Origin of the sequence: Ruegeria sp. R14_0 (genome assembly GCF_017743975.1) — a bacterium.
Classification (GTDB): Bacteria; Pseudomonadota; Alphaproteobacteria; order Rhodobacterales; family Rhodobacteraceae; genus Ruegeria.
This window is the reverse complement of record NZ_JAGHRC010000007.1, coordinates 150,359-173,260: the sequence shown is the minus strand read 5'-3', so window position 1 is coordinate 173,260 and position 22,902 is coordinate 150,359. Positions and strand designations below refer to the sequence as shown.

The window sequence follows — 22,902 nt, the reverse complement described above, 5'->3', positions numbered from 1 at the left end:
ACCGAATAGGCAGGTGGTCGGGCCATCCACTTGTCCGACAAAATGCCGCGCCACGAAACGTGTGGGCAGCGCAAGAGGACAGAGGCCGACGGCTGGACCGACAAAAGCACGAATTGTAGGATGAGGAATAAGCACCGGCTGTTCAGGAAACGCGCGAACAGATGGAACAGCCGGTGCCTTAACCTTCGGGCGGCGAACCGTCCGAAGGTATTCTTGTAACCTTACTGACCGCCACCCAACTGGTGGACATAGGCAGTAACCGCACGGATCTGCGCATCGGTCAGGCGATTTTCCCACGGGGGCATTACGCCAAAGCGGCTATAGACAACCGTCTCGGTCAGCGCCTCTTGGCTGCCACCGTAAAGCCAGATCGCATCCGTCAGGTTTGGTGCACCCTGTGTGACGTCACCCTTGCCGTCTTCGCCGTGGCAGACTGCGCAGTTGTCTTCGAAGACAACCTTGCCCGCCTGCGCAGCGGCATCGTCGGTCTGCGCATTGGTCAGGGACATCACGTACTGGACCACTTGGGTGATCTCATCCTTTTCAAGGATTTCACCAAAGGCCGGCATCTCGGAATAGCGCGCATCATCGCTTTCTTCATTCCGGATCCCATAGGCAACCGTGTACTCGATATCCTCGAGCGAACCGCCCCACAGCCATGCATCATCCAGCAGGTTCGGGAACCCTGCCGCGCCTTGAGCACCCGAGCCATGGCACTGGGCACACCATGTCCGGAACACGGCACTACCCGCATTCACAGCGTATTGCTGCAATTCCGGGTCCTTTGAGATGTCCTCGAGCGGGGTTTCAACCAGCTTAGCGTTCCAAGGGGCATTTGCCTCTTCGAACTCGACCAGTTCTTCCTGAACCAGGGCGCGGGAAGACCAGCCCAGAACACCGGCTGTTGCCGACTGTACCAGAGGCCACGCCGGGTACATGATCGTGTAGATCAAGCCCCAGAAGATCGTGGCGTAGAAGGTCCACAGCCACCAACGCGGCATCGGGTTGTCGAATTCCTCGATTCCGTCCCAGGTGTGTCCGGTTGTTTTTGGATCGCCCGGCAGTTTTTCAGATGGTTTGCTCATTTCCTCGCCTCCTCGGGTTCGGCGGGTTTGTCTTCGTGCCGGAACGGGATGTTGGCGGTGTCTTTGTACTCCTTGCTGGCACCGGGGCGGAAAACCCAGACCACAATGCCAATGAAGAAGACAAACAGCAGCAACAGCATCCAGCTATCCGCGAATTGCCTTAGGATTGTGTATTCTTCCATCACACCCTCCTTTAGCGGCTCGGATCCGGGGTGAAGGTCGAGAAATCAACCAAAGTACCCAGCATCTGCAGATAGGCGATCAGCGCGTCCGCTTCGGTCAGATCGGGCTGGCCGTCAAAGTTGCGGATGTTGACCTTGTCGCCATACCGTTCCAGCAACCCGTCAAAGTCGCTGTCCGGATCGGCCTGCGCACGGAAGTCCGCAGCGGCGTTTTCCAGCATCTCTTCGGTATACGGGGTTCCGACCACAGCGTTTGCCGCCATGATGTCACCAATGTAACGACCGTCGATCTTGCGCTGTTCCAGGAAGCCGTATTTGGGCATCACCGATTCCGGCACAACCGATTGCGCATCCCGCAGGTGGCGCACATGCCAGTCATCCGAATAACGACCACCGACACGCGCCAGATCAGGCCCGGTCCGCTTGGACCCCCACTGGAACGGGTGGTCATACATCGACTCGGCCGCCAGCGAGTAGTGACCATAGCGTTCGACCTCGTCCCGCATCGGGCGGATCATCTGGCTGTGGCAGACATAGCAGCCTTCGCGCAGATAAATCTCGCGCCCCGCCATTTCGAGAGGGGTGTAAGGGCGCATGCCCTCCACCTTCTCGATGGTGTTCTCAAGATAGAACAGCGGGGTGATCTGAACGATGCCACCGATGGTCACGACCAGGAAGCTGAAGATCAGCAGGAGGGTCGCGTTGGTCTCGAGGATCTTATGTTTGTCGAGAATTGCCATTGCTCCGGCCCTCCTTATTCAGCCGGGACCGCGACGGACAGGCTGGCTTCTTTGGCCGGCGCTTTCCGCACAGTCATCCACAGGTTGTAGCACATGATCACGCCACCAGCGACGTAGAGAACACCGCCCAGCGCACGCACCACATACATCGGGAACTTGGCCGCCACGGTGTCGGCGAACGAGTTCACCAGGAAGCCATTGGCATCCACTTCACGCCACATCAGGCCTTCCATGATACCAGTGACCCACATCGACGCCGCGTAGAGCACGATGCCGATGGTGGCGAGCCAGAAGTGCCAGCTGACCATCTGCAGCGAATACAGGCGATCACGTTTCCACAGGACCGGCACCAGGAAGTACAGCGCACCAAAGGTGATCATGCCGTTCCAGCCCAGCGCGCCCGAGTGTACGTGGCCAATGGTCCAGTCGGTGTAGTGAGACAGGCTGTTCACGGCACGGATCGACATCATCGGACCCTCAAACGTGGACATGCCGTAGAAGCCGACCGAGATCACCATCATCCGGATCACCGGGTCGGTGCGCAGCTTGTCCCATGCACCCGACAGGGTCATCAGACCGTTGATCATACCACCCCAGGACGGCATCCAAAGGATGATCGAGAACACCATGCCCAGCGTCGAGGCCCAGTCAGGAAGCGCGGTATAGTGCAGGTGGTGCGGACCAGCCCAGATGTACAGGAAGATCAGCGCCCAAAAGTGGATGATCGACAGCTTGTACGAGAATACGGGACGTTCGGCCTGTTTCGGAATGAAGTAGTACATCATCCCCAGGAAGCCCGCAGTCAGGAAAAAGCCCACGGCGTTGTGGCCGTACCACCACTGGATCATGGCATCCTGAACGCCCGACCAGACGATAACCGATTTAGAGCCCCAGATGCTGACCGGGATGGTCATGTTGTTGACCAGGTGCAGCATCGCAACGGTCACAATAAACGCCAGGTAGAACCAGTTCGCCACGTAGATATGCGGCTCTTTCCGCTTGACGATCGTGCCCAGGAACACGGCCAGGTAAGCAACCCAGACTATGGTCAGCCACAGGTCAACGTACCATTCGGGTTCTGCATATTCCTTGGACTGCGTTCCGCCCAGAACATAGCCGGTTGCGGCCAGCACGATGAACAGCTGGTAACCCCAGAAAACAAACCACGCGAGGTTGCCGCCCCAAAGCCGCGCAGCGCTGGTGCGCTGGACCACGTAGAACGATGTCGCAATCAACGCGTTACCGCCAAACGCAAAAATCACCGCCGATGTATGCAGCGGGCGCAGACGACCAAAGTTCAGGTACCCTTGAGCCCATTCGAAGTTCAGCACCGGAAAGGCGAGCTGAAAGGCGATGAACGTCCCTGCGATGAACCCGACGACGCCCCAAAAGGCGGTTGCGATCACGCCATAGCGGATAACATCGTCCATGTATTCGGCCGAGCGGTCCACGAGGATATCTGGCTCATCCGTGTTTCTCAGCGTCCAGATGAACAAACCACCGGCGATCAGCATCACCAGAATTGCATGCACCTGATACGCCAAATCGCGTGCATAGTTGGTTCCGATCGCCGCGAATATCGCGATCAGACCAAGCACGATCAGCTTGATGTAATTTGACATATTGCGTCCCTTTGCCATGCCCCGCGCGATTCTTGTTTGGTCGCGGGACCTTTTTGACTGGTCGCTGTTGTGTCCCACAGCGGCCAGACTTGCTTTGATCTGTGTCAAGACAATACGCCGAAATCTGTGACAATCCTAAGCCTTAAGGATGAGCTGCGTGGTCGCAGGTGACTCAATCCTCAAGGCAAGAGGTCAAGATGGCTTACAAATCTCTTCTCACAGTCGTAACGGACGCGGAACAATCTAAGTCCGCTTTGGCTCAAATGGTCGCACTGGCGGATGGACAGGACGCCCATGCCGAAGCGCTGTGCCTTGGGGTGGATCGCAGCCAGGCCGGGTACTATTACGCGGGTGCGAATGCCCTGGTCCTGCAAGAGACCCTGAGCCGGGCCAATGCCGAGGCCGACGAGCTGTTGGTGCACACCAAGGACGTCCTGGGTAAATCAGGAGTGCGCTGGTCTGCGGAAAGCGGTGTCGCCCAGATCGCTGATATTGGCCGTCACGTCGCTCATCGCGCCCGGTTCTCCGATCTGGTCGTCCTGCCGCAACCTTACGGCAAAGACCGCGGGGCGGAGGCTGAACCGATTGTCGAAGCAGCTATGTTCGAAGGCCACGCACCTGTTCTTGTCACACCGGAAGACGCGACGCCTTTCCAGCGCCCCAGTACGATTCTGATCGGCTGGAACGAAAGCGTCGAAGCCATGCGCGCCATTCGTCGCGCGCTGCCGTTCCTGGTTCAGGCTGATGTGGTTCGGATCGTTGTCATCGACCCGCCGCGCCACGGCCCGGATCGTTCTGACCCGGGTGGGCTGTTGTCTCAGATGCTGGCCCGCCATGGGGCAAAATGCGAAATCGACGTGCTGAGCAAAACCATGACCCGCGTCTCGGACATCCTGAATCGGCACGCTGCCGACAGCGAGGCGGACATGATTGTCATGGGCGCTTACGGCCATTCGCGGTTCCGCGAGGCGATCCTAGGCGGGGCCACCCGCAACATGCTGGAACAAGCCTCAGTTCCGGTCTTTTTGGCACACTGACAAAGAGAGCTACAGGCCACCCGCTCCGGCGGGTGGCTCAAACACGTTTGATCAGTCCAATCACGAACAGCAAGATCACTGCACCGATCGTCGCAAAAAAGATCGACGATAAAACACCGCCACCGACAGAAAAACCCAACGCCGGAAAGATCATGCCCGCAAGAAATGCGCCAATGATCCCAACGATCACGTTACCGATCAGGCCAAAGCCGCGGCCTTCCATGATCTTGCCCGAAAGCCACCCGGCGATGCAGCCGATGATGAGCATTGCCAAAAGGCTACTGAATTCCATGCCAATCTCCTGACTGGTTCATTCACCAGGCCAGTAAACCACGGAAAACTCTCAGAGAACAGGTTTAAACCAGGAACCCGCCATCCGAATCGTCGCCCGCCTCTTCCATCAGGCGGCGCATATCCGGGATCGTCACGTGGCGCTTGCCTTCCAGCAGAATGACCCCGTCTTTCTTGAGGGCCGAGATCTGGCGGCTGACGGTTTCAAGGGTCAGACCCAGATAATCTGCCATCGCCTCACGCGTCAGCGGCAGGTCGAACACGATGGACGCAGGCTTGTCCTTTGGTGTGATCGAGGCATCTCGGCGGGCAATGATAGACAACAGGCTCGCGATCTTTTCGCGCGCCGTTTTGCGCCCCAGCACCAGCATCCATTCGCGCGCGGCGTCCAGTTCGTCCAGCGTCATCTGAAGCAGGCGATGGGCGATGTGCGGGGTGGTATTCATCAGGTCTTCGAACGGTTTCTTGCGAAAGCAGCACATGACCACATCGGTCGTGGCCTGCACATCATAAGGCGCGGCCTCGCGCCCCGGTCGCCCGACAAAGTCGCTGGGCAGCAGCAGACCAACCATTTGCGTACGCCCGTCTTCCATCGTCTGCGTCAACGAAGCGATCCCTGACACGACAGAGCCCACAAAATTCATCTGATCGCCAGACCAGATAATCGTCTGACCCGCCTCGAAGGTGCGGTAATACTTGATGTCTTCAAGCTCTTCCAACTCATCGGCATCGCAATGCGCGCAAACTGCGCGGTGCCGGATTGGACAGTCCGAACAGTTGGTATGGTCAAATTGAGCTTTTAACATCGTTCGCGCTTCCACTTGATCTCAGTCAAGGTATCTGTATCGACGGTGCCTTAACGGTATCGCTATGATAGTGAAACCGCAATTGGCAAAGCTTGGACTATTTGACGCGAAAGTCCCGCGTTACACAAGCTATCCCACCGCCCCGCATTTCAGCAATGATGTGGGGCCAAGTCATTTTGGCGACTGGATTTCTGGCATCAAACCCGGCAGTTCCGTGTCGCTATATGTCCATGTTCCGTTCTGCCGCAGGCTATGCTGGTTTTGCGCCTGCCGCACCCAGGGGACTCAGACCGACAGCCCGGTGGTTGCCTATGTGGACGTCCTGAAAGCCGAGCTGGATTTGCTGGCCGCCCACCTGCCCGAAGGCGTGACCTTGTCCCGCCTTCATTGGGGCGGTGGCACACCAACCTTGCTGAGCCCGGACCTGATGCGGGATCTGGCCGCGCGAATCCTCGAGATTGTGCCCCTTGGACCGGATGCCGAGTTTTCGGTGGAAATCGACCCCAATGAAATCGACGAAGCCCGCCTGGACGCGCTGGCCGAAGCAGGCATGAACCGCGCCTCGATCGGTGTGCAGGATTTTGACGACGACATCCAGAAAACCATCGGTCGCATCCAAAGTTATGACACCACGCGTCAAGCCGCAGACATGATCCGCGCGCGGGGTATCACAAGCCTGAATGCCGACATCCTTTACGGCTTGCCGCATCAGACCAAAGCGAAGATGACCGAGAGCGTGCAGAAGCTGCTGTCGCTCAGCCCTGATCGGGTCGCGCTATACGGTTACGCTCATGTGCCGTGGATGGCCAAACGGCAGCAATTGATTCCTACGGATGCCCTGCCCACACCCGAAGACCGCCTGGACCTGTTCGATACAGCCCGGCGTCTGTTCCTGTGGGACAATTACGCCGAGATCGGGATCGACCACTTTGCGACGCAGGATGACGGGCTGACGCATGCGCTGAAGGCAGGCCGGTTGAAACGCAACTTCCAGGGCTACACCGACGATCAGGCTGAGGTTTTGATTGGGGTGGGCGCCAGCTCAATCTCGAAATTCCCGCAAGGCTATGCGCAGAACGCCCCGGCGACCTCGGCGCACACAAAGGCGATCCGCGAGGGGCAGTTTTCGATCTCGCGCGGACACCTGTTCAAGGGTCAGGACATCCTGCGCGCTCGTCTGATCGAAGCGTTGATGTGCGATTTCCGCATCAACTCGGCCGAGATCCTGCGTGACCATGCCATTTCCCCGGCCGAGTTGCAGGGAATGTACGAAGCCGCGAACTCTGCCTTTGACGGGCTGCTCAGCATCACTGACGACGGTCTTTACATTCCCCCGGAAGCCCGCCCGCTGACCCGGATGATCGCCCGCAGCTTTGATGCCTATGACCTCAGCAAGGCAGGCCACAGTTCGGCGATCTGACCCCACAACAGGGACAAGACTTGACGCGGAGGGTGGGTTTTCCCCACACTCAGGGGGCGGGTGAACATCCGCCCCGCGCCCGAGGCAGGCAAAATACCAGACAGCATGTGCCGACGCATTCGCGCTCGACCGCCCTTTTCGTGCAGCCGTTCTGCAACTTGAAAGAGGGACAGCATCCATGCGCGTTTTTTCCGTCCTCGGCCCCAGCCAATCGGGCAAAACAACACTGGTCGAGGCCATCAGCCGCCTCGATGGCCGGCCAACCACATTCGACGTATCCGGAACCGTGCATCTGCACGGTTTTTCTTATTTGGGCGAACCCTGGTGCGCCGTAGACGTGAACGGAGGCAGCGATACGCTGGCTTATGTTGGGCCTGCGATGGCGATCTCGGACGCGGCCGTTGTCGTCGTACCACCTGACCCCGACGCCGCCGTGCTGTGCGCCCCTTATCTGCGTTTGGTGGAAGAGGCCGGAATCCCCTGCTTCCTGTTCATCAACCGCATGGACAGCCCCAATGGCCGCATTCGCGACATCATCGCGGCCCTACAGACCTATTGCACTCATCACATCGCCTTGCGGCAGGTCCCTATCCGCGATGGTGACACGATCATCGGCGCAGTTGACCTGATTTCTGAACGCGCCTGGAAGTATCAGGAGGGGCAACCCTCGGCCCTGATCGAACTGCCACAATCGGTCGAGGACCGCGAGCAGGAAGCCCGGACGGAACTGCTGGAAACGCTTTCCGACTTTGACGACCACTTGTTGGAACAGCTGATCGAGGACAAACAACCGCCAAGCGAGGAAATATATGATCTGGCGGCGCAGGTCCTGCAAAACCACCAATTGATCCCGGCTTGTCTGGGCTCGGCCAGTCACGGGAACGGGCTGACACGGCTGATGAAAGCACTGCGACACGAAGCGCCCGAGTTCGACATCGCCGCGGGGCGCGACGAGGCCGAGGAAAATGCACGCGCCATTGCAGGCTTCGCGGATGTCAAAAAACATATCGGCAAGATCATTGTCCTGCGCGGGCTGGGCAAGGGCGTAAAGGCACATGAGGCCTTGGGCGGTGAGACAGTCGGCAATCTGACCACGTTGGACGCCAAGACCCAGATCTCGGAACTGCCGGCAGGGCAGATCGGGCTTGCTGTAAAGTCTGATCATCTTAATCCCGGCAACATTTATGACAGCAACGGTGCAACGCCTTTGCCGGAATGGGCCGAGTCTCATCCTGCGGCTCACCGGCAGGTCGTATCCCCAACGCATGAACGCGACGATGTGCGCCTGTCGAACGCGCTGTCCCGGTTGGCAGAGATCGATCCCGGATTGCATCTGGAACAGGATGAATTGAGCGGTCACGCGGTCCTGGGATCACAAGGGCCCCAGCACATGCGTCGCATCAGCGCCAAGTTGGCCGAGGATTTTGGGATTGAAATCGATACCGAACGGGTCGAAACCGCCTATCGCGAAACGATCCGCGCGCCTGTCGAGCACCGCCATCGCCACCGCAAGCAGTCAGGCGGCGCGGGGCAATTTGCCGACGTCGTGATCTCGATCGCGCCTACCCCGCGTGGCGCAGGGTTCGAGTTCCAAGAGGTGGTCAAAGGCGGGGCCGTTCCCCGCAACTATATCCCTTCGGTCGAACACGGTGCCAAAGACGCGCTGGCGCAGGGGCCCGAAGGGTTCCCTGTGGTCGACGTCAAAGTGACCCTGAACGACGGCAAACATCACAACGTCGACAGCTCAGACTATGCGTTCCGCACCGCTGGCAAGAACGCGGTGCGCGAGGCGTTGCCGCAGGCGAAACCAGTGGTTTTGCAACCCATCCTGAACGCCGAGATTCACCTGCCGTCGGATTTTGTTGGCGATCTGGTGCCCACGATCAGCTCACTGCAGGGTCAGGTTTTGGGTTTTGAGGGCAACCCCAATGCTTCGGGTTGGGAGATCTTTAGCGCCCAGCTGCCTGCCGTGGCCGAAGACGAGTTGCACCGCACCCTCGCTAGCGCCACACGCGGCACCGGTTGGGTCAAGCTAAGCTTCGATCATTACGAAGAGTTGCGCGGGCCGGTCCCCAAATCAGCCGCTCGGGAAAAGGCAACCGCCTGAAAATTCGGGGCGGGCTGGTGTCAGCCCGCCGCCGCGATAAGCTCGCGGGTGTAATCCGTTTGCGCGTTTTCGAACAGATCCTCGGCCGAGCCCATCTCGATCACGTCTCCGTTCCGCATGACGATCACATTATGCGACATCGCGCGCACAACCTTCAGGTCGTGACTGATAAACAAATAGGCTAGCCCGTATTTCCGCTGAAGATCGCGCAACAGGTCAACGATCTGGACCTGCACCGTCATGTCCAACGCACTGGTCGGTTCATCCAGAACCAGCAGTTTGGGCCGCAGAACCATGGCCCGGGCGATGGCAATGCGCTGGCGCTGACCGCCTGAAAACTCGTGCGGATAGCGGTCCATCGCTGCAGGGTCCAAACCCACCTCGGCCATCACTTCGGCCACCAGTTCACGCGGGGCGCGGTGAGGATCAACTTTGTGGATCGCCAACCCTTCGGCGATGATCTGTTGGCAAGTCATCCGCGGGCTGAGGCTGCCAAACGGATCCTGGAACACAATCTGCATGTCCTTGCGCAAACGCCGCAACTCGCGCGTGGACCAGCGGCGCACGTCTTGATCCCGGAATGTGATGCCACCCTCAGACGCGATCAACCGCATGATCGCCAGCGCCAAAGTGGTTTTGCCGGAGCCACTTTCGCCCACGATCCCCAAGGTCTCACCGGCACGCACGCTGAGGGTGGCGTCATTGACGGCCTTCACATACCCAACGGTGCGTTTCAGGAAACCGCGCTGGATCGGAAACCAGACCTTCAGATGTTCGGTGCGGGCGACCTCTTCGGCGTCAGCTGCGACCGGGTCAGGGTGGCCGGACGGTTCTGCCGCCAGCAGCTTACGTGTGTAGGGATGCTGAGGGTTGTCAAAAATCTCGCGCGTGGCGCCAGTTTCGACAATCTCGCCATCCTTCATCACACAGACCCGGTCCGCGATACGACGGACAATGCCAAGGTCGTGGGTAATAAACAGCATCCCCATGTTTTCTGACTTCTGTAACTCGGCCAGCAATTCAAGGATCTGCGCCTGAATCGTCACGTCCAGCGCCGTCGTCGGCTCATCCGCAATCAGGATGTCAGGTTTGTTTGCCAGCGCCAGAGCGATCATGACGCGCTGGCGTTGGCCGCCCGACAGCTGGTGCGGATAGCTGTCCAGGCGTTCTTCGGGGTCGCGGATGCCGACCTTTGTCAGCAGCTCAACAATCCGATCGCGCGCTGCATCGCCTGACAGGCCCTGATGCAATGCCAGAGACTCGGCCATCTGCTTTTGGATGGTGTGCAGCGGGTTCAGCGAGGTCATCGGCTCTTGGAAGATAAAGCTGATATCGTTGCCGCGAACGTCCATCAGTTTGGCCTCGGACGCGCCGATCATCTCATCTCCGTCGTATCTGACGGACCCTTCGACCATCGCGCTGTCGCCCAGCAACGACACAGTGCTAAGCGCGGTCACGGATTTTCCAGACCCGGATTCGCCCACCAAAGCGACCGTTTCACCCCGATCCACGGTAAAGGACACGCCCTTGACCGCGGCTGACACCTGACCGTCCTGCTGGAACGAGACCTTGAGGTTGTTCACATCCAACAGGCTCATGAGAAGGTCTTTCTGGGATCAAACGCATCGCGGACGCCTTCGAAGATGAAAACCAGAAGCGACAGCATGATGGCAAATGTGAAGAAGGCGGTGAAGGCCAGCCATGGCGCCTGCAGATTCTGCTTGGCTTGCAAAGTCAGCTCACCCAGCGACGGGGCCGAGGACGGAAGACCAAAGCCAAGGAAGTCCAGCGAGGCGAGCCCTCCGATCGTACCTGTTACGATGAACGGCATGAAAGTCAGCGTGGCAACCATCGCGTTGGGCAGCATATGGCGGAACATGATGGTCATGTTGCCCACACCCAGCGCGCGCGCAGCGCGGACGTATTCAAGGTTTCGCGCCCGCAGGAATTCAGCGCGGACAACACCAACCAGGCCAGTCCAACTGAAAAGGATCATCAACGCCACAAGCAGCCAGAAACTTCGGCCCAGAATGGCGAACATGATGATGATCACATAGAGCGATGGCGTCGCGGACCATATCTCGATGATCCGTTGGAAAATCAGATCCAGCCATCCGCCAAAGAAGCCCTGAATCGCTCCGGCAAAGATACCGACCAAGCTGGCCACGCCTGTGACCATCAGCGTGAACAGAATGGACAGGCGGAAGCCATATATCACACGGGCCAGAACGTCGCGTTTGGTGTCATCTGTCCCCAACAGGTTCTGACCATTGGGGGGCAGCGGCGCGGCACCCGGCCGATCGACGCTGGTGTTGAAGGAATACGGGATCAGCGGCCAGATGGCCCAGCCGCGCTCGTACCCTTCGGCCTGGAACGTGCCGGCCTTGATCTCATCAATGATCCCTTCGGGATCGTCAAAGCATTCCTCAAGGCCGCCGCTGTCAATCAGGCATTGAACCTCGGGGTCGCGGTAGATTGCTTCGGTCTGAAAATCGCCGCCAAACTCGGTTTCCGCATAGAAATTGAAAATCGGCGTGTAGAACTCACCCCGGTACTTCACCAGGATCGGCTTGTCGTTTGCAATGAACTCGGCAAACAGCGACAGGCCAAACAGCACCGAAAAGATGATCAGCGACCAGAAGGCCCGGCCATTGCGGCGGAAATTGCGCCAGCGGCGCTGGTTGAGAGGGGAAAGTGCCATTTACCCCTCCCGCTTTTCGAAGTCGATGCGCGGGTCAACCAGCACATACATCAGGTCGCTGATGATGCCGACAACCAACCCCATCAGGCCAAAAATAAAGAGCGTGCCGAAGATCACCGGATAATCTCGCGCAACGGCAGCCTCGAAGCCCAATCGACCCAGACCATCCAGCGAGAAGATCGTCTCGATGATAATCGAGCCACCAAAGAACACGCCAATGAACACCGCCGGAAAGCCCGCAATCACGATCAACATCGCATTGCGGAACACGTGGCCATACAGCACTTTGCTTTCGCTCAGACCCTTGGCGCGGGCTGTCATGACATACTGTTTCTTGATCTCATCCAGAAACGAATTCTTGGTCAGCAGCGTGAGCGTCGCAAAGGCCGAGATTGTCAGAGCAATGATCGGCAGCGTGATGTGCCAGAAGTAGTCCACGATCTTTCCGAACAGGCTCAGGCTGTCCCAATTGTCCGACGTCAGGCCCCGCAGCGGGAAGATCTGATAGTATGACCCGCCGGCAAACAACACCAGCAGCAGAATGGCGAACAGGAAGCCAGGGATGGCATAGGCGACAATGATTGCGCCGCTGGTCCAGGTGTCAAACTGTGATCCGTCTTTGATCGCCTTGCGAATGCCCAGCGGGATCGAGACCAGATAGGCGATCAGGGTCGACCATAGGCCCAATGAGATCGACACTGGCATCTTTTCCAGCACCAGATCGATCACGCTGATCGAGCGAAAATAGCTCTCACCAAAGTCCAGCGTCAGGTAGTTGCCCATCATGTCGAGGAACCGCTGAACCGGAGGTTTGTCGAAGCCGAATTCCTTTTCCAGTTCCTCGATAAACTCGGGCGGCAGACCTCGTGCGCCGATATAGCGGTCATTCGCGCCGCCGGTTTGCTGTTCGATATCACTGCCGCCACCGGCGATGCCTTCGAACACGTCACCGCCGCCTTCCATCTGGGCAATGATCTGTTCAATCGGACCGCCGGGAACGAACTGAACCAGCGTGAAGTTGACGATCATGATCCCCAGCAATGTGGGGATCACCAGCAACAGGCGTCTTAGAATATATGCTCCCATGGGGGCGGATTACCTCAAGGCGCCTGAAGATTTCAACTCGGCTTCTTTCTCTGCGTTGATCCACCAGAGGTCTTCGACGCCCAGCGCATATGGCGGCAGGTTTTCGGGGTATTCGTACATGTCCCAATAGGCAACCCAGTATTGGCCCAGATACCATGTCGGGACCATAATCCGCTTGGCGCGCAGAACACGATCCAAGGCGCGAACATTGGCATAAAGCTCTTCGCTATCAGTGGCCGCCACGATGTTGTCGATCAGCGGTTCGATATCCGGGCCATGTGCGCCCGATGGGTTGAACACGGAAAACGCCGCGGATTCGGTCCCAAACTGTTGATACAGACCCGTCGATGGCTGCAATGACGTTGGGTATCCACCGTAGATCATGTCAAAGTCGCGGTCGCGGCGGCGCAGGGTGAACTGAGCATTGTCGACGCGGTTGTAGACCGCATCAATCCCCATGGCGCGCAGGTTATCGACAAAGGGTTGGATAATGCGGTCGAAGGTCGGTTGATCCGACAGGAATTCAATGGACAGAACCTCGCCTGCCTCATTGCGCCGAATACCGTCGTCGCCAACGATCCAACCCGCATCGTCCAGCAGTTTCATGGCAGCGCGCAGGTTCCGACGGTCATTCTGGCGGGCAGCGCGCGATTCATGTGCCACTACGGGCTCTTCCGTCAGAACCGCGGGATCAACAGCATCGCCGAGGCTTTGCAGCACCTCAAGCTCGCGCCCTTCCGGCAAGCCTTTGGCTTCCAGGTGCGTGCCTTCCCAGAACGAGTTGCGTTGCTGGAACAGGCCATATTGCAGGCTTTCGTTGGTCCATTCGAAATTGAACCCCAGCTGTACCGCCTCGCGGATCCGTGGGTCTTGGAACTTCGGACGATCGAGGTTCATGATGAAACCGCTGGCCGACGGAACGTTCCCGTTCTCCAGCTCAGCCCTTACAACAGCACCATTCTCAATCGCGGGGAAATCGTAAGCTGTCGCCCAGCTTTTCGAGTTGTTTTCCTGCCGTAGCGTGAATGTCCCCGCCTTGAACCCCTCCATCGCGGCAATCGAGTCGCTGAAGTATTCGATACGGATTTTGTCATAGTTGTTGCGGCCAACATTTACGTTGACGTGATCACCCCAGTAATCCGGGTTCCGCTTATACACGATGCGACGGTTGATATCGTAGCTATCCAGAAGGTAAGGCGCGGACCCGATACCGGGAACAAGTCGCGATTTGTCCAGGCGGCGATTCTCGGGGTCGGCTTCAAACCATGCCTTTGAAAACACCGGTGTCCCACCCACCTGCGAAATCAGCGCCCGGCGCGGGATATCCGGGGCGAAGTAGAACTTGACACGATGCTCGTCCAGGGCTTCGGCCCGTGGGATCCGTTTGCGCACCGCATCGGCGTACGACTTCAGCCCCTGATCCAACAGCAGGTTATGGGAAAAGACCACATCTTCGGCCGTAACCGGGGTACCATCGGAAAACCGCGCCTCAGGTCGCATGTTGAAGATCACCCAATCCTGGCTTTCCGGATACTCGAGGCTTTCGGCCAGAAGACCATAGTACGATGCCGGTTCATCATAGGATTCGATCAGCAGAGATTCGTATTGGTCCGCCGAGCGTGCACCGGCGCGGCCCTGCCGTGTGAACGGGTTAAAGCTGTCGAACGTGCCTTGCGCGGCATAGGAAAGCTCTCCACCTTTCGGTGCGTCCGGGTTCACATAGTCGAAATGCGCGAACCCCTCGGGGTATTTCAGATCACCGAATTCCGAGAATCCGTGTGATTTGATGATCTTTTCTTCGGCAAAGACCTGCGTCGCGGCAGCTGCGCATATCAAAGCCCCAAAAGCCAGGATGTGAATTAAACGCCCGAAATCCCGTGGTCGCACTAATGCGGAAACTCGATTGGATTTCATATGGCTCATCCCCTGGTCGTTGACGTCTCTAATCTTGTTGGCACCAGCTAAAAGACCAGCCCTGCCAGTTTCAAGTTTAGAATGCGTGAACACTTTGTGAAGTTTTTCTTAGACAAAAAATAAAGCCGCTGTCTTGCGGACAGCGGCTTTGGAACCAGTCGAAACCGGGTCGATTCTTATTTGATGGTCTGCAGATAGGCAATCAGGTCTGCACGCTCTTGCGGTTTTCTCAAACCTGCAAAGCTCATGCTGGTGCCCGAGATGTAAGCGCTTGGGCGCTCCAAGAAGGCGTCCAGCGCTTCGGGTGTCCAGTTGCCGCCATGCGCCTGCATCGCAGCCGAATAGCCGCCGAACCCTTTTGCAGATGCCACCGGACGGTCAACAATCGCGAAGAGGTAAGGGCCAGTGCCGTTTGCGCCGTCTTCCAGCTTGTGGCAGGCGGTGCACTTGCGGAAGACGCGGGCGCCTTTATCCGGATCGGCGGCGGCCAGCATGTCTTCGAACACCACCTCTTCGCCGTCGGCGCTTTCGCCCGAGCTTTCGGTTTCGATGATGTACGAGGCCGTCTCGCCATGGCCATCCGCATGGTACAGCCCTTCGGCCGCCCATTTTGCCAGAAGCAGCACCAGGAAGGTGCCAAACAGGCCTGCAGCGGCCTTAGTAACTGTCATCGTGTCGAACATTTGATCGCGTGTCCATTTCAGCTGTCTGCGGGGTGTCTAAGGCTTCCCCTGACAAGAGGCAAGGTATAGACACCGCGACTAAACGCCCAATTACCGAACTTGTTGCACGGAATCGACCAAATGACCAAACGTATTGCATTTCAGGGAGAACCCGGCGCCTATAGCCACGAGGCCTGCCGCAATGCCCGCCCCGATATGGAGGCCCTTCCCTGCCGAACTTTCGAAGATGTGATCGAATCGGTGCGCTCGGGTGACGCTGAGTTGGCAATGCTGCCGGTCGAGAATACGACCTATGGGCGTGTGGCCGATATCCACCGCCTACTTCCGCACAGCGGGTTGCACATCATCGACGAGGCCTTTGTGCGGGTGCACATCAACCTGCTGGGTGTGCCCGGAGCCAAGTTAGAGGATGTGACCGAGGCGCATTCTCACCTCGTCCTGCTGCCCCAATGCGCCGAATTCCTTAAAGAACACAACATTCGGGGACGCGTCAGCCCTGACAACGCACGCGCTGCGCGCGAGGTGTCAGAACAGGGCGAATTGCACTCGGCCGCTCTGGCCAGCGAGTTGGCTGGCGAGATTTACGGGTTGAACGTACTCGCGCGTCATATCGAGGATCGCGACAACAACACCACGCGCTTTCTGGTGATGTCTCGGCAGGCAGACAACAGCCGCCGGGGTGAGCATGGTATGATCACCAGCTTTGTTTTTCAGGTCCGCAACATTCCTGCTGCCCTCTACAAAGCGATGGGCGGCTTCGCGACCAACGGCATCAACATGACCAAGCTGGAAAGCTACATGGTCGACGGGTCGTTCACCGCGACTCAGTTTTATGCCGATATCGTGGGTCACCCGGACGATCGCAACGTGCAATTGGCGATGGATGAGCTGGAGCACTTTACGACGAATGTCGAAATTCTTGGTGTCTACCCGGCCGCCCAACCGCGCGGCTGAAACGATCCCGGATTAAGTGATGGAGAATCGCTTGCACCGGGCACCGTCCACCTGCCGATAGTCCACAAATCCCATCGCCGCGTAATAGGCCAGACCTTCGGCATTTGTGGCGGCGATGGTGGCATCAATGGCCGGAAGATCATGGTCCCGCGCCGCCAGGAGTGTCTCGCGGAACAGGGCGCGGCCGACTCCGCATCGCGCCGCGGACGGGCGGATATGCGTGCCAATAACGCCCCACCCGACCGGCGCTCCATAGGGATTGCCCTCAACCGCCCATTTCAGGGACTGAAACCCCAATATCCGACCGTCGTGAACTGCGATCGAGCACCTGATACGGTCCGGGTCATTCACATAGTGCTGTCTCGCGAAATCAACGTCGCTCGGTTTACTGCGTTTTCCCGCTGCAGCAATTTCCCGCAATACAACCGAGATGCTTTCTGCATCGGCAAGGATCGCTCCGCGGATTTCGATGCTGTCCATTGCGAGTCCTTCCTAGGTTCTGGCGGTCTTGGTCAGCGACCGTGAATGTGGCGTTGCTCCATTTCCCGGGCAAATTCGGTCAGGCGCAGCTGAAACTGCCGCTTGAATCGGGATTGTCCAAGTCTGAGCGATTGCAGGAACAGCCTTGCAGGCAAAGACTTGGCCGACAGAGCCATATCCACGCTCAGACGTGTGCGGCGCTGCGACAGGGCCAAAAGCTCAACTGTCGTGACGCCGTTCATCCCCTTGCTGGTGGCTTCGAACCGCATCAACGACGGCGGATCACATTCCGCCATCTCGACCGAAATCTGACGTGTCTTGCCGCGCAGTTTGAACTCGGTCTCCCACGTGGTCCCCGGTACCACCCCCATATGGCCGGAGGTCCGTCGCACCTCGATCCCGCGGCGCATCGCAATGCGCTCGAACCGTTCAAAATCGGCGACCATTTCGAACACGGCGTTTATGGGGGCTTCGATGTCTTCGCGCGCTGTGAATTGCATTGGGGTTCGGGGGTCTCTTGCTGTTCAGCTCAGTATTTTGTCAGTCCAGGGTATCCGCAAGCCAGTTTTGCAGAAGGAAATGCGCAATCGCACCTTTGCGGGCCGGCAGCAGAGTGGGATGCTCACCCGCAAAGGCCTGCATCATCTCGGATTTGCTGACCCACATGGCGTCTTCGATTTCAACCGGATCAATGGTGATGTCCCGTGACAGCGCCTCGCCCGCGCAGCCAAACATCAGCGACGCCGGGAACGGCCAGGGCTGGCTGGACAGGTAACTGACCTCCCCGACCGGAACCCCCGCTTCTTCCATCACTTCGCGTCGGACAGCAGCTTCCAGCGTTTCCCCGGGCTCCACAAATCCGGCCAACAGCGAATACATACCCTCGGGCCAGCCGGGAGATCGCCCCATCAGCACCGAATCGCCATGGGTGATCAGCATGATGACCACTGGGTCCGTGCGTGGAAAATGCTGAGCGCCACAGGACGGGCAACTGCGCTGCCACCCGGCTTGCGCCAGTTCGCTGGCAGCGCCACAGCGGGCACAGAAGCGGTGGGTCTCGTGCCAGCCGATCACCGCCTTGGCCGAGGCCGCCAATTCTGCGTCGCGCGCCGAAAGCCGGGTCATGATGCGGCGAAGCTCGGCAAAAACATGTCCTTGCGGCAAATCGGGGTGCTGCTGTTCGCTCCGGTCCACAAAAGCACCGACACCTGACAAATCCAACCCGTCCGCTGCCCAGCCCGAGATATCGGCCGCAAATAAAGGCACGTCATCCGAGATCCCAAGGAAAACAGGCTGCTCAACCGATCCACCCGGGCCGCTTTCAACCAGCTTGTGGGTCATGGAAACAAACCCGAGTTGATCCAGCGCCTCACCTTGCACCAGGACCTTGCCGCGCCACAACAACAAGCATTTTGCGCCAGGATGCTGCTGCGCCTGCCCGAGTTTTTCCGCATCGCCACGAATATGTGCCGCGCGATCCAATCCCGAGCCACCAAAGGTCACATATTCCGCATTTTTCATGAGTTATCCTTAGGCTAGTGAGCACAGGGCTGCCATGATGGCCCAACAGTTGCAACGGTGATTTCCGCCCGGAATCCTCGTTTTCCACCGAATGCGGATAGCTAAGTCTTGAAATCTGCTCGGAATAATCTTTTTGTTGAAATTGAATAGGACAAATCCGCTAAAAGTAGAATTTTGAAACGACCCTATACATTGCCATCTGTGCAGCTTCGCATCCTGGCCACCTCTGATTTGCATATGAACCTCAGGAGTTTTGACTACTATTCCAACAAACCCGAGCCGACGATTGGCCTGACACGAACCGCCGGTCTGATCCGCGAAGCCCGAGAACAAGCCGAGGCGGATGGCGCGATAGTCTTGCTGTTTGACAACGGCGATTCACTCCAAGGCACACCACTGGGCGATCTGGCCGTCGAACAGATTGGTCACCCTCATCCTTTGATGCAGGCCTTTGAGACGTTGGGCTATGATGCGATCGGGCTGGGAAACCACGATTTTGGCTTTGGTCTGGATGCCCTGGGCCGCATCCTGTCGCAGGCCCCTTGCCCGGTGATCTGCAGCAACGTCCATTACCACAATGATCCAACGGCCTGGCAAGGCCATGCGGTTCTGACCCAAAAGGTTGCGATAGCTGGAAAAAAACGCGAGTTGAAAGTCGGCGTCTTTTCCGTTCTGCCCCCGCAGACCCGAAATTGGGAATCCCATCGGCTGAACGAAGAGGTCAGGATCCACGACATCCTGGACTGCGCGCGGCAGTCCGTCACGGCACTTCGGTCTAAGGGGTGCGATGTGATCGTTGCGTTGGCCCACACAGGGCTGGGACCGTCGGCACCAGCGCCTGATTTGGAAAACGCAGTGATCCCACTGGCCGCAATTGCAGGAATCGATGCCGTCATTGCCGGGCATACCCATCTGACTCTGCCGGGAGCAGATCATACAGGGCGACAGCATGTCGACGCGGAACGGGGGCTTGTACACGGTATTCCGGTCGTTATGCCTGGCTCGGCCGGGTCGCATCTGGGGATCGTCGACCTGACGCTGACAGCCGCTGAAGGACAAGGCTGGTCTGTTTCAGCCCCTAAGGCAGAACTGCGCCCAGTCACCAACGCGCCTGAGGACCCAGAGCTTGTGTCGCTTTTTTCCAAACTTCATTCCACCACCCAGGAACGCGCCGAACAACCTATCGGTCTTACTGATCAGCACCTGCACAGCTATTTTAGTTTTTGCGCCAAGGATCGTGCACTCGCCGTGCTGGCAGACGCGCAGGCCTCTGCCGTAAGACAGAACCTGAGGGGCACAGACAACGAAGGCCTGCCGGTCCTATCCGCGGCTGCCCCGTCGAAATTCGGGGGCCGCGCAGGACCGCGGTTCTATACGGACATCCCGCGCGGTGTATTGCGCATGCGCCATGTGGCTGACCTGAATATCTTTCCGAACGAATTGCGCGCGGTTGAGGTCTCTGGCGCGCAGGTTTTCGATTGGCTGGAGATGTCGGCGGGCGTTTTCAACCAGATAGATCGCGACGCACCAACCGAATTGGTCAATGCGGACCGAGCAGGACATAACTTCGATGTTCTGTTTGGGCTCAGCTACGTTTTTGATCTAAGCGTGCCGCCGCGTTTCGACGCGACGGGACATCTGATAAATCAGCAATCCAAGCGGGTCCGCGATGTTCATTTTGAAGAGCGTCCGGTGACCGAAAATCAACGCTTCGTTGTGGCTTTGAACAATTACCGGGCCAGCGGCGGCGGGCATTTCCCGTTTGTCGCGGAAGCCAAACCCATCACCCTTCCGTCCTTGTCGATCCAGCAGGTTCTGAAAGACTATCTGACCGGCGAGCTGCCCTCAGACTCTCTCAGCCTTGGCGACTGCCCGTTCAGATTCGCACCTTTGCCCGGCGCGCGGGCCTTGTTGAGTACCAGCCCCAAGTCACGGGATCATTTGGCTGAGATCACCCGGTTCAATCCGAAACCTGTTGGCACCGATGCAGATGGGTTCCTGCGCATTCAACTCTTGATGTGACGGGTTGTCATTCCTGCCGGTCTTGCCTATATCACCCCTTGAGAGGTTGGCGCGGGCGAGCGCCTCGCCAACCTGGTCAGGTCCGGAAGGAAGCAGCCACAACGAGCCCCGCTTGGGTCGATGTCCAACCTCTCACTTAATTCGGAACTTCAGCCGCAGGAGGGCTTTTATGATTGTAGCAAATACCCTTCGGGCAGAGCGTTTCTGAACCCAATTCTCGCACCTGCCTGACCACATTACCTCTGGATGCGCGTATGCCATCCGGTTGGATTGCTGTTCCTGAAAACAGGCAGAACAATGTCCCTTATACTTTCGGACCTGGGATGGTCCCCCTTCTTTGCCGCGCAGCACGCGGCCAATCCTGCATGCGTTCCATTTCGCATTATCGCTGTTCACCGTGACCGCCTGATCGGTGCGGGCACAGAGGGTGAAACACCTCTGCTGAGTCCGGGTCGACCCACAGGTGATTATGCCGTCGGCGACTGGGTCCTTGCCGACGACCAGTGCAGGGTTCAACACCTGCTGGAGCGTCGCAGCCTTCTGAAACGTCGGGCCCCTGGCACAGGTGCCGAGGCCCAGTTGATCGCAGCCAATGTGGACGTGCTGTTCATCGTCAGCTCGTGCAATGCCGATTTCAATCTGGCCCGGTTGGAACGCTATCTGGCGCTGGCGCATCAGGCCGGTTGCTATCCGGTGGTGGTTCTAACCAAAGCTGACACCTGCGACGATCCCAAGGCCTTTGCCAAACAAGCCGAGGCGCTGGCTCCGTTTCTGACGGTGCTTGCGATCAATGCCTTGGACGCGAGCGACGTTCAGGGCTTGTTGTCCTGGTGTCCCGCAGGACAAACCGCAGCCCTGGTCGGCTCTTCTGGGGTCGGCAAAACGACACTGGCCAACACCATGACAGGTCTGAACCAGGCTACTGCAGGCATACGTGAGGATGACGCACGCGGTCGACACACGACGACGGGCCGGGCGCTGCATCCGATGCGAAACGGCGGATGGCTGGTCGACACGCCCGGTATGCGTGCGCTGCGTCTGCTGGATGCGCAAGACGGCGTGGATGAGGTTTTTTCCGACATACTGGATCTGGCAAATGCCTGCCGTTTCTCGGATTGCCAGCATCAAAGCGAACCGGGCTGCGCCGTGCAGAATGCGATCGCCGAAGGAACGCTGGACCCAGATCGGCTGGCCCGTTGGCAGAAACTGCGACGCGAGGATCAGAGAAATTCTGAGACGGTGGCAGAATCGCGGGCGCGCGACAAAGCGTTCGGCAAAATGGTGCGGTCCGTGATGCAGGACAAGACGTCCCGGAAAAGGCTCTAGCCGTTGGTTGGTGCAATCAGCCGGGGCCAGACGGCCGCATTGCGACGCGCAAATGCGCCAATGTGGCCGATCTCGGACAGGCCGAACTCCTTTGGGGACAACTGGTGCCTGCGCGCCTTGGGACCATGGAGATCGGCCAACCGCCAAACCGCGTTCGGGGGCACCACCTGGTCATCGTCTGTCGTGAACAGGTCAACGGGTGTCTTCGACGCGGCCCACCGCGCTTCGGGTAAGCTGGTGCCGATCTCCGGCACATAGTTCAGCGGGTCGGTGCACCACTTTCGCCACTGCCAGTACACGCGCGCAGGCAGGTTCGACCCAAATCCCAATGCCTTGCCTGGCAGGTAACCCAGTGCTTTGACCAGCAATGGTGGATGACCATACCAGAACATCGTTGCCAGCGCGCGGTACGGCCAAGGGTGGTCGGACAGTGTGACCAACCCCGAGCAGACACAGATCATGCGGTCGATCTGGTCGATATCCGGTTGAACTGGACCCAGCATTCCACCGACCGAGTGCCCAATGCTCCAGTGTTGCGCAGACGGAAACCTGCGTCGCATTTCTGATCGGGCGGCCGGCATGTCGATCAGGGCCCAGTCCGCCATTGTGGCCTGTGAATCGCGCATTGGACCGGTCAGGGAATGACCAAAGTCGCGATAATCATAGGTCAAAACTGCCATGCCTTGCTCGGCAGCCAGCCAATGCGCGAAGTGCTTGTAATAGTCACGCGGCACGCCCGTGGCACCGTGGATCACAACGGCAACGTCCGGCGTAGATGGAGGTGTGTACAATCGGGCCGACAAGGTCGCCGCCCCTGCGGGAAATGTGAAGTCTTCGGTCAATACTGCCCGAGTGTTGTCCAACATAGCGCCCTCGCAAGCATCTGAACCGTCCGGTTCACTTTCTGCAATCGGCGCTTTTCCCG

At 58.4% G+C, this 22,902-nt stretch carries 21 protein-coding genes and 1 other RNA gene; 7 read left to right on the top strand and 15 right to left on the bottom strand.

Annotated features, from left to right (window positions below):
- Positions 1-221 precede the first annotated feature (221 nt).
- Genes ccoP through ccoN form a run of 4 tightly spaced genes read right to left on the bottom strand, consistent with a single transcriptional unit; the run spans position 222 to position 3,629 of the window.
- The gene (ccoP, locus tag J7416_RS18300; RefSeq protein WP_209226868.1) at positions 222-1,085 is read right to left on the bottom strand and encodes a cytochrome-c oxidase, cbb3-type subunit III; all 864 of its coding nucleotides are present in this window, start codon (positions 1,083-1,085) and stop codon (positions 222-224) included.
- Positions 1,082-1,267 carry a cbb3-type cytochrome c oxidase subunit 3 gene (locus J7416_RS18295; RefSeq protein ID WP_170468069.1) on the bottom strand — a complete coding sequence of 62 codons (186 nt, stop codon included), beginning with the start codon at positions 1,265-1,267 and terminating at the stop codon, positions 1,082-1,084. Before J7416_RS18295 ends, ccoP begins: the two co-directional genes overlap by 4 nt.
- 11 nt (positions 1,268-1,278) lie before the next feature.
- Positions 1,279-2,007 carry a cytochrome-c oxidase, cbb3-type subunit II gene (gene ccoO / locus J7416_RS18290; RefSeq protein WP_209226867.1) on the bottom strand — a complete coding sequence of 243 codons (729 nt, stop codon included), beginning with the start codon at positions 2,005-2,007 and terminating at the stop codon, positions 1,279-1,281.
- 14 nt (positions 2,008-2,021) lie between these two features.
- The gene (gene ccoN / locus J7416_RS18285; protein WP_209226865.1) at positions 2,022-3,629 is read right to left on the bottom strand and encodes a cytochrome-c oxidase, cbb3-type subunit I; all 1,608 of its coding nucleotides are present in this window, start codon (positions 3,627-3,629) and stop codon (positions 2,022-2,024) included.
- 197 nt (positions 3,630-3,826) lie between these two features.
- On the opposite strand from ccoN, the gene J7416_RS18280 reads away from it, so the two are divergent.
- Positions 3,827-4,666, top strand: coding sequence for a universal stress protein (locus J7416_RS18280; RefSeq protein ID WP_209226864.1), 840 nt, complete (start codon positions 3,827-3,829; stop codon positions 4,664-4,666).
- Positions 4,667-4,703: 37 nt separating this feature from the next.
- Here J7416_RS18280 and J7416_RS18275 read toward each other — a convergent pair whose 3' ends face one another.
- A complete protein-coding gene (locus tag J7416_RS18275; protein WP_209226863.1) occupies positions 4,704-4,958 on the bottom strand; it encodes a GlsB/YeaQ/YmgE family stress response membrane protein in 255 nt (84 codons plus the stop codon).
- Positions 4,959-5,022: 64 nt separating this feature from the next.
- On the bottom strand, positions 5,023-5,763 hold the full coding sequence (locus J7416_RS18270; protein WP_209226862.1) for a transcriptional regulator FnrL: 741 nt from the start codon (positions 5,761-5,763) through the stop codon (positions 5,023-5,025).
- Positions 5,764-5,827: 64 nt separating this feature from the next.
- On the opposite strand from J7416_RS18270, the gene hemN reads away from it, so the two are divergent.
- Complete coding sequence (hemN, locus tag J7416_RS18265; RefSeq protein ID WP_209226861.1) at positions 5,828-7,183, top strand: oxygen-independent coproporphyrinogen III oxidase; 1,356 nt, start codon at positions 5,828-5,830, stop codon at positions 7,181-7,183.
- Between the two features lie 178 nt (positions 7,184-7,361).
- On the top strand, positions 7,362-9,290 hold the full coding sequence (locus J7416_RS18260; protein ID WP_209226859.1) for an elongation factor G: 1,929 nt from the start codon (positions 7,362-7,364) through the stop codon (positions 9,288-9,290).
- Positions 9,291-9,310: 20 nt separating this feature from the next.
- Here J7416_RS18260 and J7416_RS18255 read toward each other — a convergent pair whose 3' ends face one another.
- From J7416_RS18255 to J7416_RS18235, 5 genes are all read right to left on the bottom strand, one after another.
- A complete protein-coding gene (locus J7416_RS18255; RefSeq protein ID WP_209226858.1) occupies positions 9,311-10,888 on the bottom strand; it encodes an ABC transporter ATP-binding protein in 1,578 nt (525 codons plus the stop codon).
- The gene (locus J7416_RS18250) at positions 10,885-11,991 is read right to left on the bottom strand and encodes an ABC transporter permease (protein WP_209226857.1); all 1,107 of its coding nucleotides are present in this window, start codon (positions 11,989-11,991) and stop codon (positions 10,885-10,887) included. The genes J7416_RS18255 and J7416_RS18250 overlap by 4 nt, the downstream gene beginning before the upstream one ends.
- Positions 11,992-13,077: a microcin C ABC transporter permease YejB gene (locus J7416_RS18245; RefSeq protein ID WP_170427380.1), complete on the bottom strand. Its 1,086-nt coding sequence runs from the start codon at positions 13,075-13,077 to the stop codon at positions 11,992-11,994.
- Positions 13,078-13,086: 9 nt separating this feature from the next.
- Positions 13,087-14,991, bottom strand: coding sequence for an extracellular solute-binding protein (locus tag J7416_RS18240; protein WP_209226856.1), 1,905 nt, complete (start codon positions 14,989-14,991; stop codon positions 13,087-13,089).
- Between the two features lie 176 nt (positions 14,992-15,167).
- On the bottom strand, positions 15,168-15,674 hold the full coding sequence (locus J7416_RS18235) for a cytochrome c family protein (protein ID WP_209226854.1): 507 nt from the start codon (positions 15,672-15,674) through the stop codon (positions 15,168-15,170).
- Positions 15,675-15,794: 120 nt separating this feature from the next.
- Between J7416_RS18235 and J7416_RS18230 the strand changes: the two genes are divergently transcribed.
- Entirely contained in the window at positions 15,795-16,628 is an 834-nt protein-coding gene (locus J7416_RS18230; protein WP_209226853.1) for a prephenate dehydratase, read from the top strand.
- 12 nt (positions 16,629-16,640) lie between these two features.
- On the opposite strand, the gene J7416_RS18225 is transcribed toward J7416_RS18230, so the two are convergent.
- From J7416_RS18225 to nudC, 3 genes are read right to left on the bottom strand one after another with little or no spacing between them, the layout of a single operon-like run.
- Complete coding sequence (locus J7416_RS18225; protein WP_209226851.1) at positions 16,641-17,108, bottom strand: GNAT family N-acetyltransferase; 468 nt, start codon at positions 17,106-17,108, stop codon at positions 16,641-16,643.
- 32 nt (positions 17,109-17,140) lie between these two features.
- A complete protein-coding gene (locus J7416_RS18220; RefSeq protein WP_209226850.1) occupies positions 17,141-17,608 on the bottom strand; it encodes an SRPBCC family protein in 468 nt (155 codons plus the stop codon).
- Between the two features lie 40 nt (positions 17,609-17,648).
- Positions 17,649-18,629: an NAD(+) diphosphatase gene (gene nudC, locus J7416_RS18215; RefSeq protein ID WP_209226849.1), complete on the bottom strand. Its 981-nt coding sequence runs from the start codon at positions 18,627-18,629 to the stop codon at positions 17,649-17,651.
- Positions 18,630-18,830: 201 nt separating this feature from the next.
- On the opposite strand from nudC, the gene J7416_RS18210 reads away from it, so the two are divergent.
- From J7416_RS18210 to rsgA, 3 genes are all read left to right on the top strand, one after another.
- Entirely contained in the window at positions 18,831-20,651 is a 1,821-nt protein-coding gene (locus J7416_RS18210; protein WP_348540295.1) for a bifunctional 2',3'-cyclic-nucleotide 2'-phosphodiesterase/3'-nucleotidase, read from the top strand.
- A 39-nt stretch (positions 20,652-20,690) separates the two neighbouring features.
- Positions 20,691-20,789, top strand: an RNA gene (gene ffs / locus J7416_RS18205) — signal recognition particle sRNA small type.
- A gap of 159 nt (positions 20,790-20,948) precedes the next feature.
- On the top strand, positions 20,949-21,977 hold the full coding sequence (gene rsgA / locus J7416_RS18200) for a ribosome small subunit-dependent GTPase A (protein ID WP_209226843.1): 1,029 nt from the start codon (positions 20,949-20,951) through the stop codon (positions 21,975-21,977).
- Here the strand turns inward: rsgA and J7416_RS18195 are convergent.
- Entirely contained in the window at positions 21,974-22,843 is an 870-nt protein-coding gene (locus J7416_RS18195) for an alpha/beta fold hydrolase (RefSeq protein ID WP_209226841.1), read from the bottom strand. The genes rsgA and J7416_RS18195 overlap by 4 nt on opposite strands.
- Between the last annotated feature and the right edge of the window lie 59 nt (positions 22,844-22,902).

Coding starts and splice junctions, on each gene's coding strand:
- ccoP (WP_209226868.1), bottom strand. CDS start 1,085: ATGAGCAAACCATCTGAAAAACTGCCGGGCGATCCAAAAACAACCGGA.
- J7416_RS18295 (WP_170468069.1), bottom strand. CDS start 1,267: ATGGAAGAATACACAATCCTAAGGCAATTCGCGGATAGCTGGATGCTG.
- ccoO (WP_209226867.1), bottom strand. CDS start 2,007: ATGGCAATTCTCGACAAACATAAGATCCTCGAGACCAACGCGACCCTC.
- ccoN (WP_209226865.1), bottom strand. CDS start 3,629: ATGTCAAATTACATCAAGCTGATCGTGCTTGGTCTGATCGCGATATTC.
- J7416_RS18280 (WP_209226864.1), top strand. CDS start 3,827: ATGGCTTACAAATCTCTTCTCACAGTCGTAACGGACGCGGAACAATCT.
- J7416_RS18275 (WP_209226863.1), bottom strand. CDS start 4,958: ATGGAATTCAGTAGCCTTTTGGCAATGCTCATCATCGGCTGCATCGCC.
- J7416_RS18270 (WP_209226862.1), bottom strand. CDS start 5,763: ATGTTAAAAGCTCAATTTGACCATACCAACTGTTCGGACTGTCCAATC.
- hemN (WP_209226861.1), top strand. CDS start 5,828: ATGATAGTGAAACCGCAATTGGCAAAGCTTGGACTATTTGACGCGAAA.
- J7416_RS18260 (WP_209226859.1), top strand. CDS start 7,362: ATGCGCGTTTTTTCCGTCCTCGGCCCCAGCCAATCGGGCAAAACAACA.
- J7416_RS18255 (WP_209226858.1), bottom strand. CDS start 10,888: ATGAGCCTGTTGGATGTGAACAACCTCAAGGTCTCGTTCCAGCAGGAC.
- J7416_RS18250 (WP_209226857.1), bottom strand. CDS start 11,991: ATGGCACTTTCCCCTCTCAACCAGCGCCGCTGGCGCAATTTCCGCCGC.
- J7416_RS18245 (WP_170427380.1), bottom strand. CDS start 13,077: ATGGGAGCATATATTCTAAGACGCCTGTTGCTGGTGATCCCCACATTG.
- J7416_RS18240 (WP_209226856.1), bottom strand. CDS start 14,991: ATGAAATCCAATCGAGTTTCCGCATTAGTGCGACCACGGGATTTCGGG.
- J7416_RS18235 (WP_209226854.1), bottom strand. CDS start 15,674: ATGTTCGACACGATGACAGTTACTAAGGCCGCTGCAGGCCTGTTTGGC.
- J7416_RS18230 (WP_209226853.1), top strand. CDS start 15,795: ATGACCAAACGTATTGCATTTCAGGGAGAACCCGGCGCCTATAGCCAC.
- J7416_RS18225 (WP_209226851.1), bottom strand. CDS start 17,108: ATGGACAGCATCGAAATCCGCGGAGCGATCCTTGCCGATGCAGAAAGC.
- J7416_RS18220 (WP_209226850.1), bottom strand. CDS start 17,608: ATGCAATTCACAGCGCGCGAAGACATCGAAGCCCCCATAAACGCCGTG.
- nudC (WP_209226849.1), bottom strand. CDS start 18,629: ATGAAAAATGCGGAATATGTGACCTTTGGTGGCTCGGGATTGGATCGC.
- rsgA (WP_209226843.1), top strand. CDS start 20,949: ATGTCCCTTATACTTTCGGACCTGGGATGGTCCCCCTTCTTTGCCGCG.
- J7416_RS18195 (WP_209226841.1), bottom strand. CDS start 22,843: ATGTTGGACAACACTCGGGCAGTATTGACCGAAGACTTCACATTTCCC.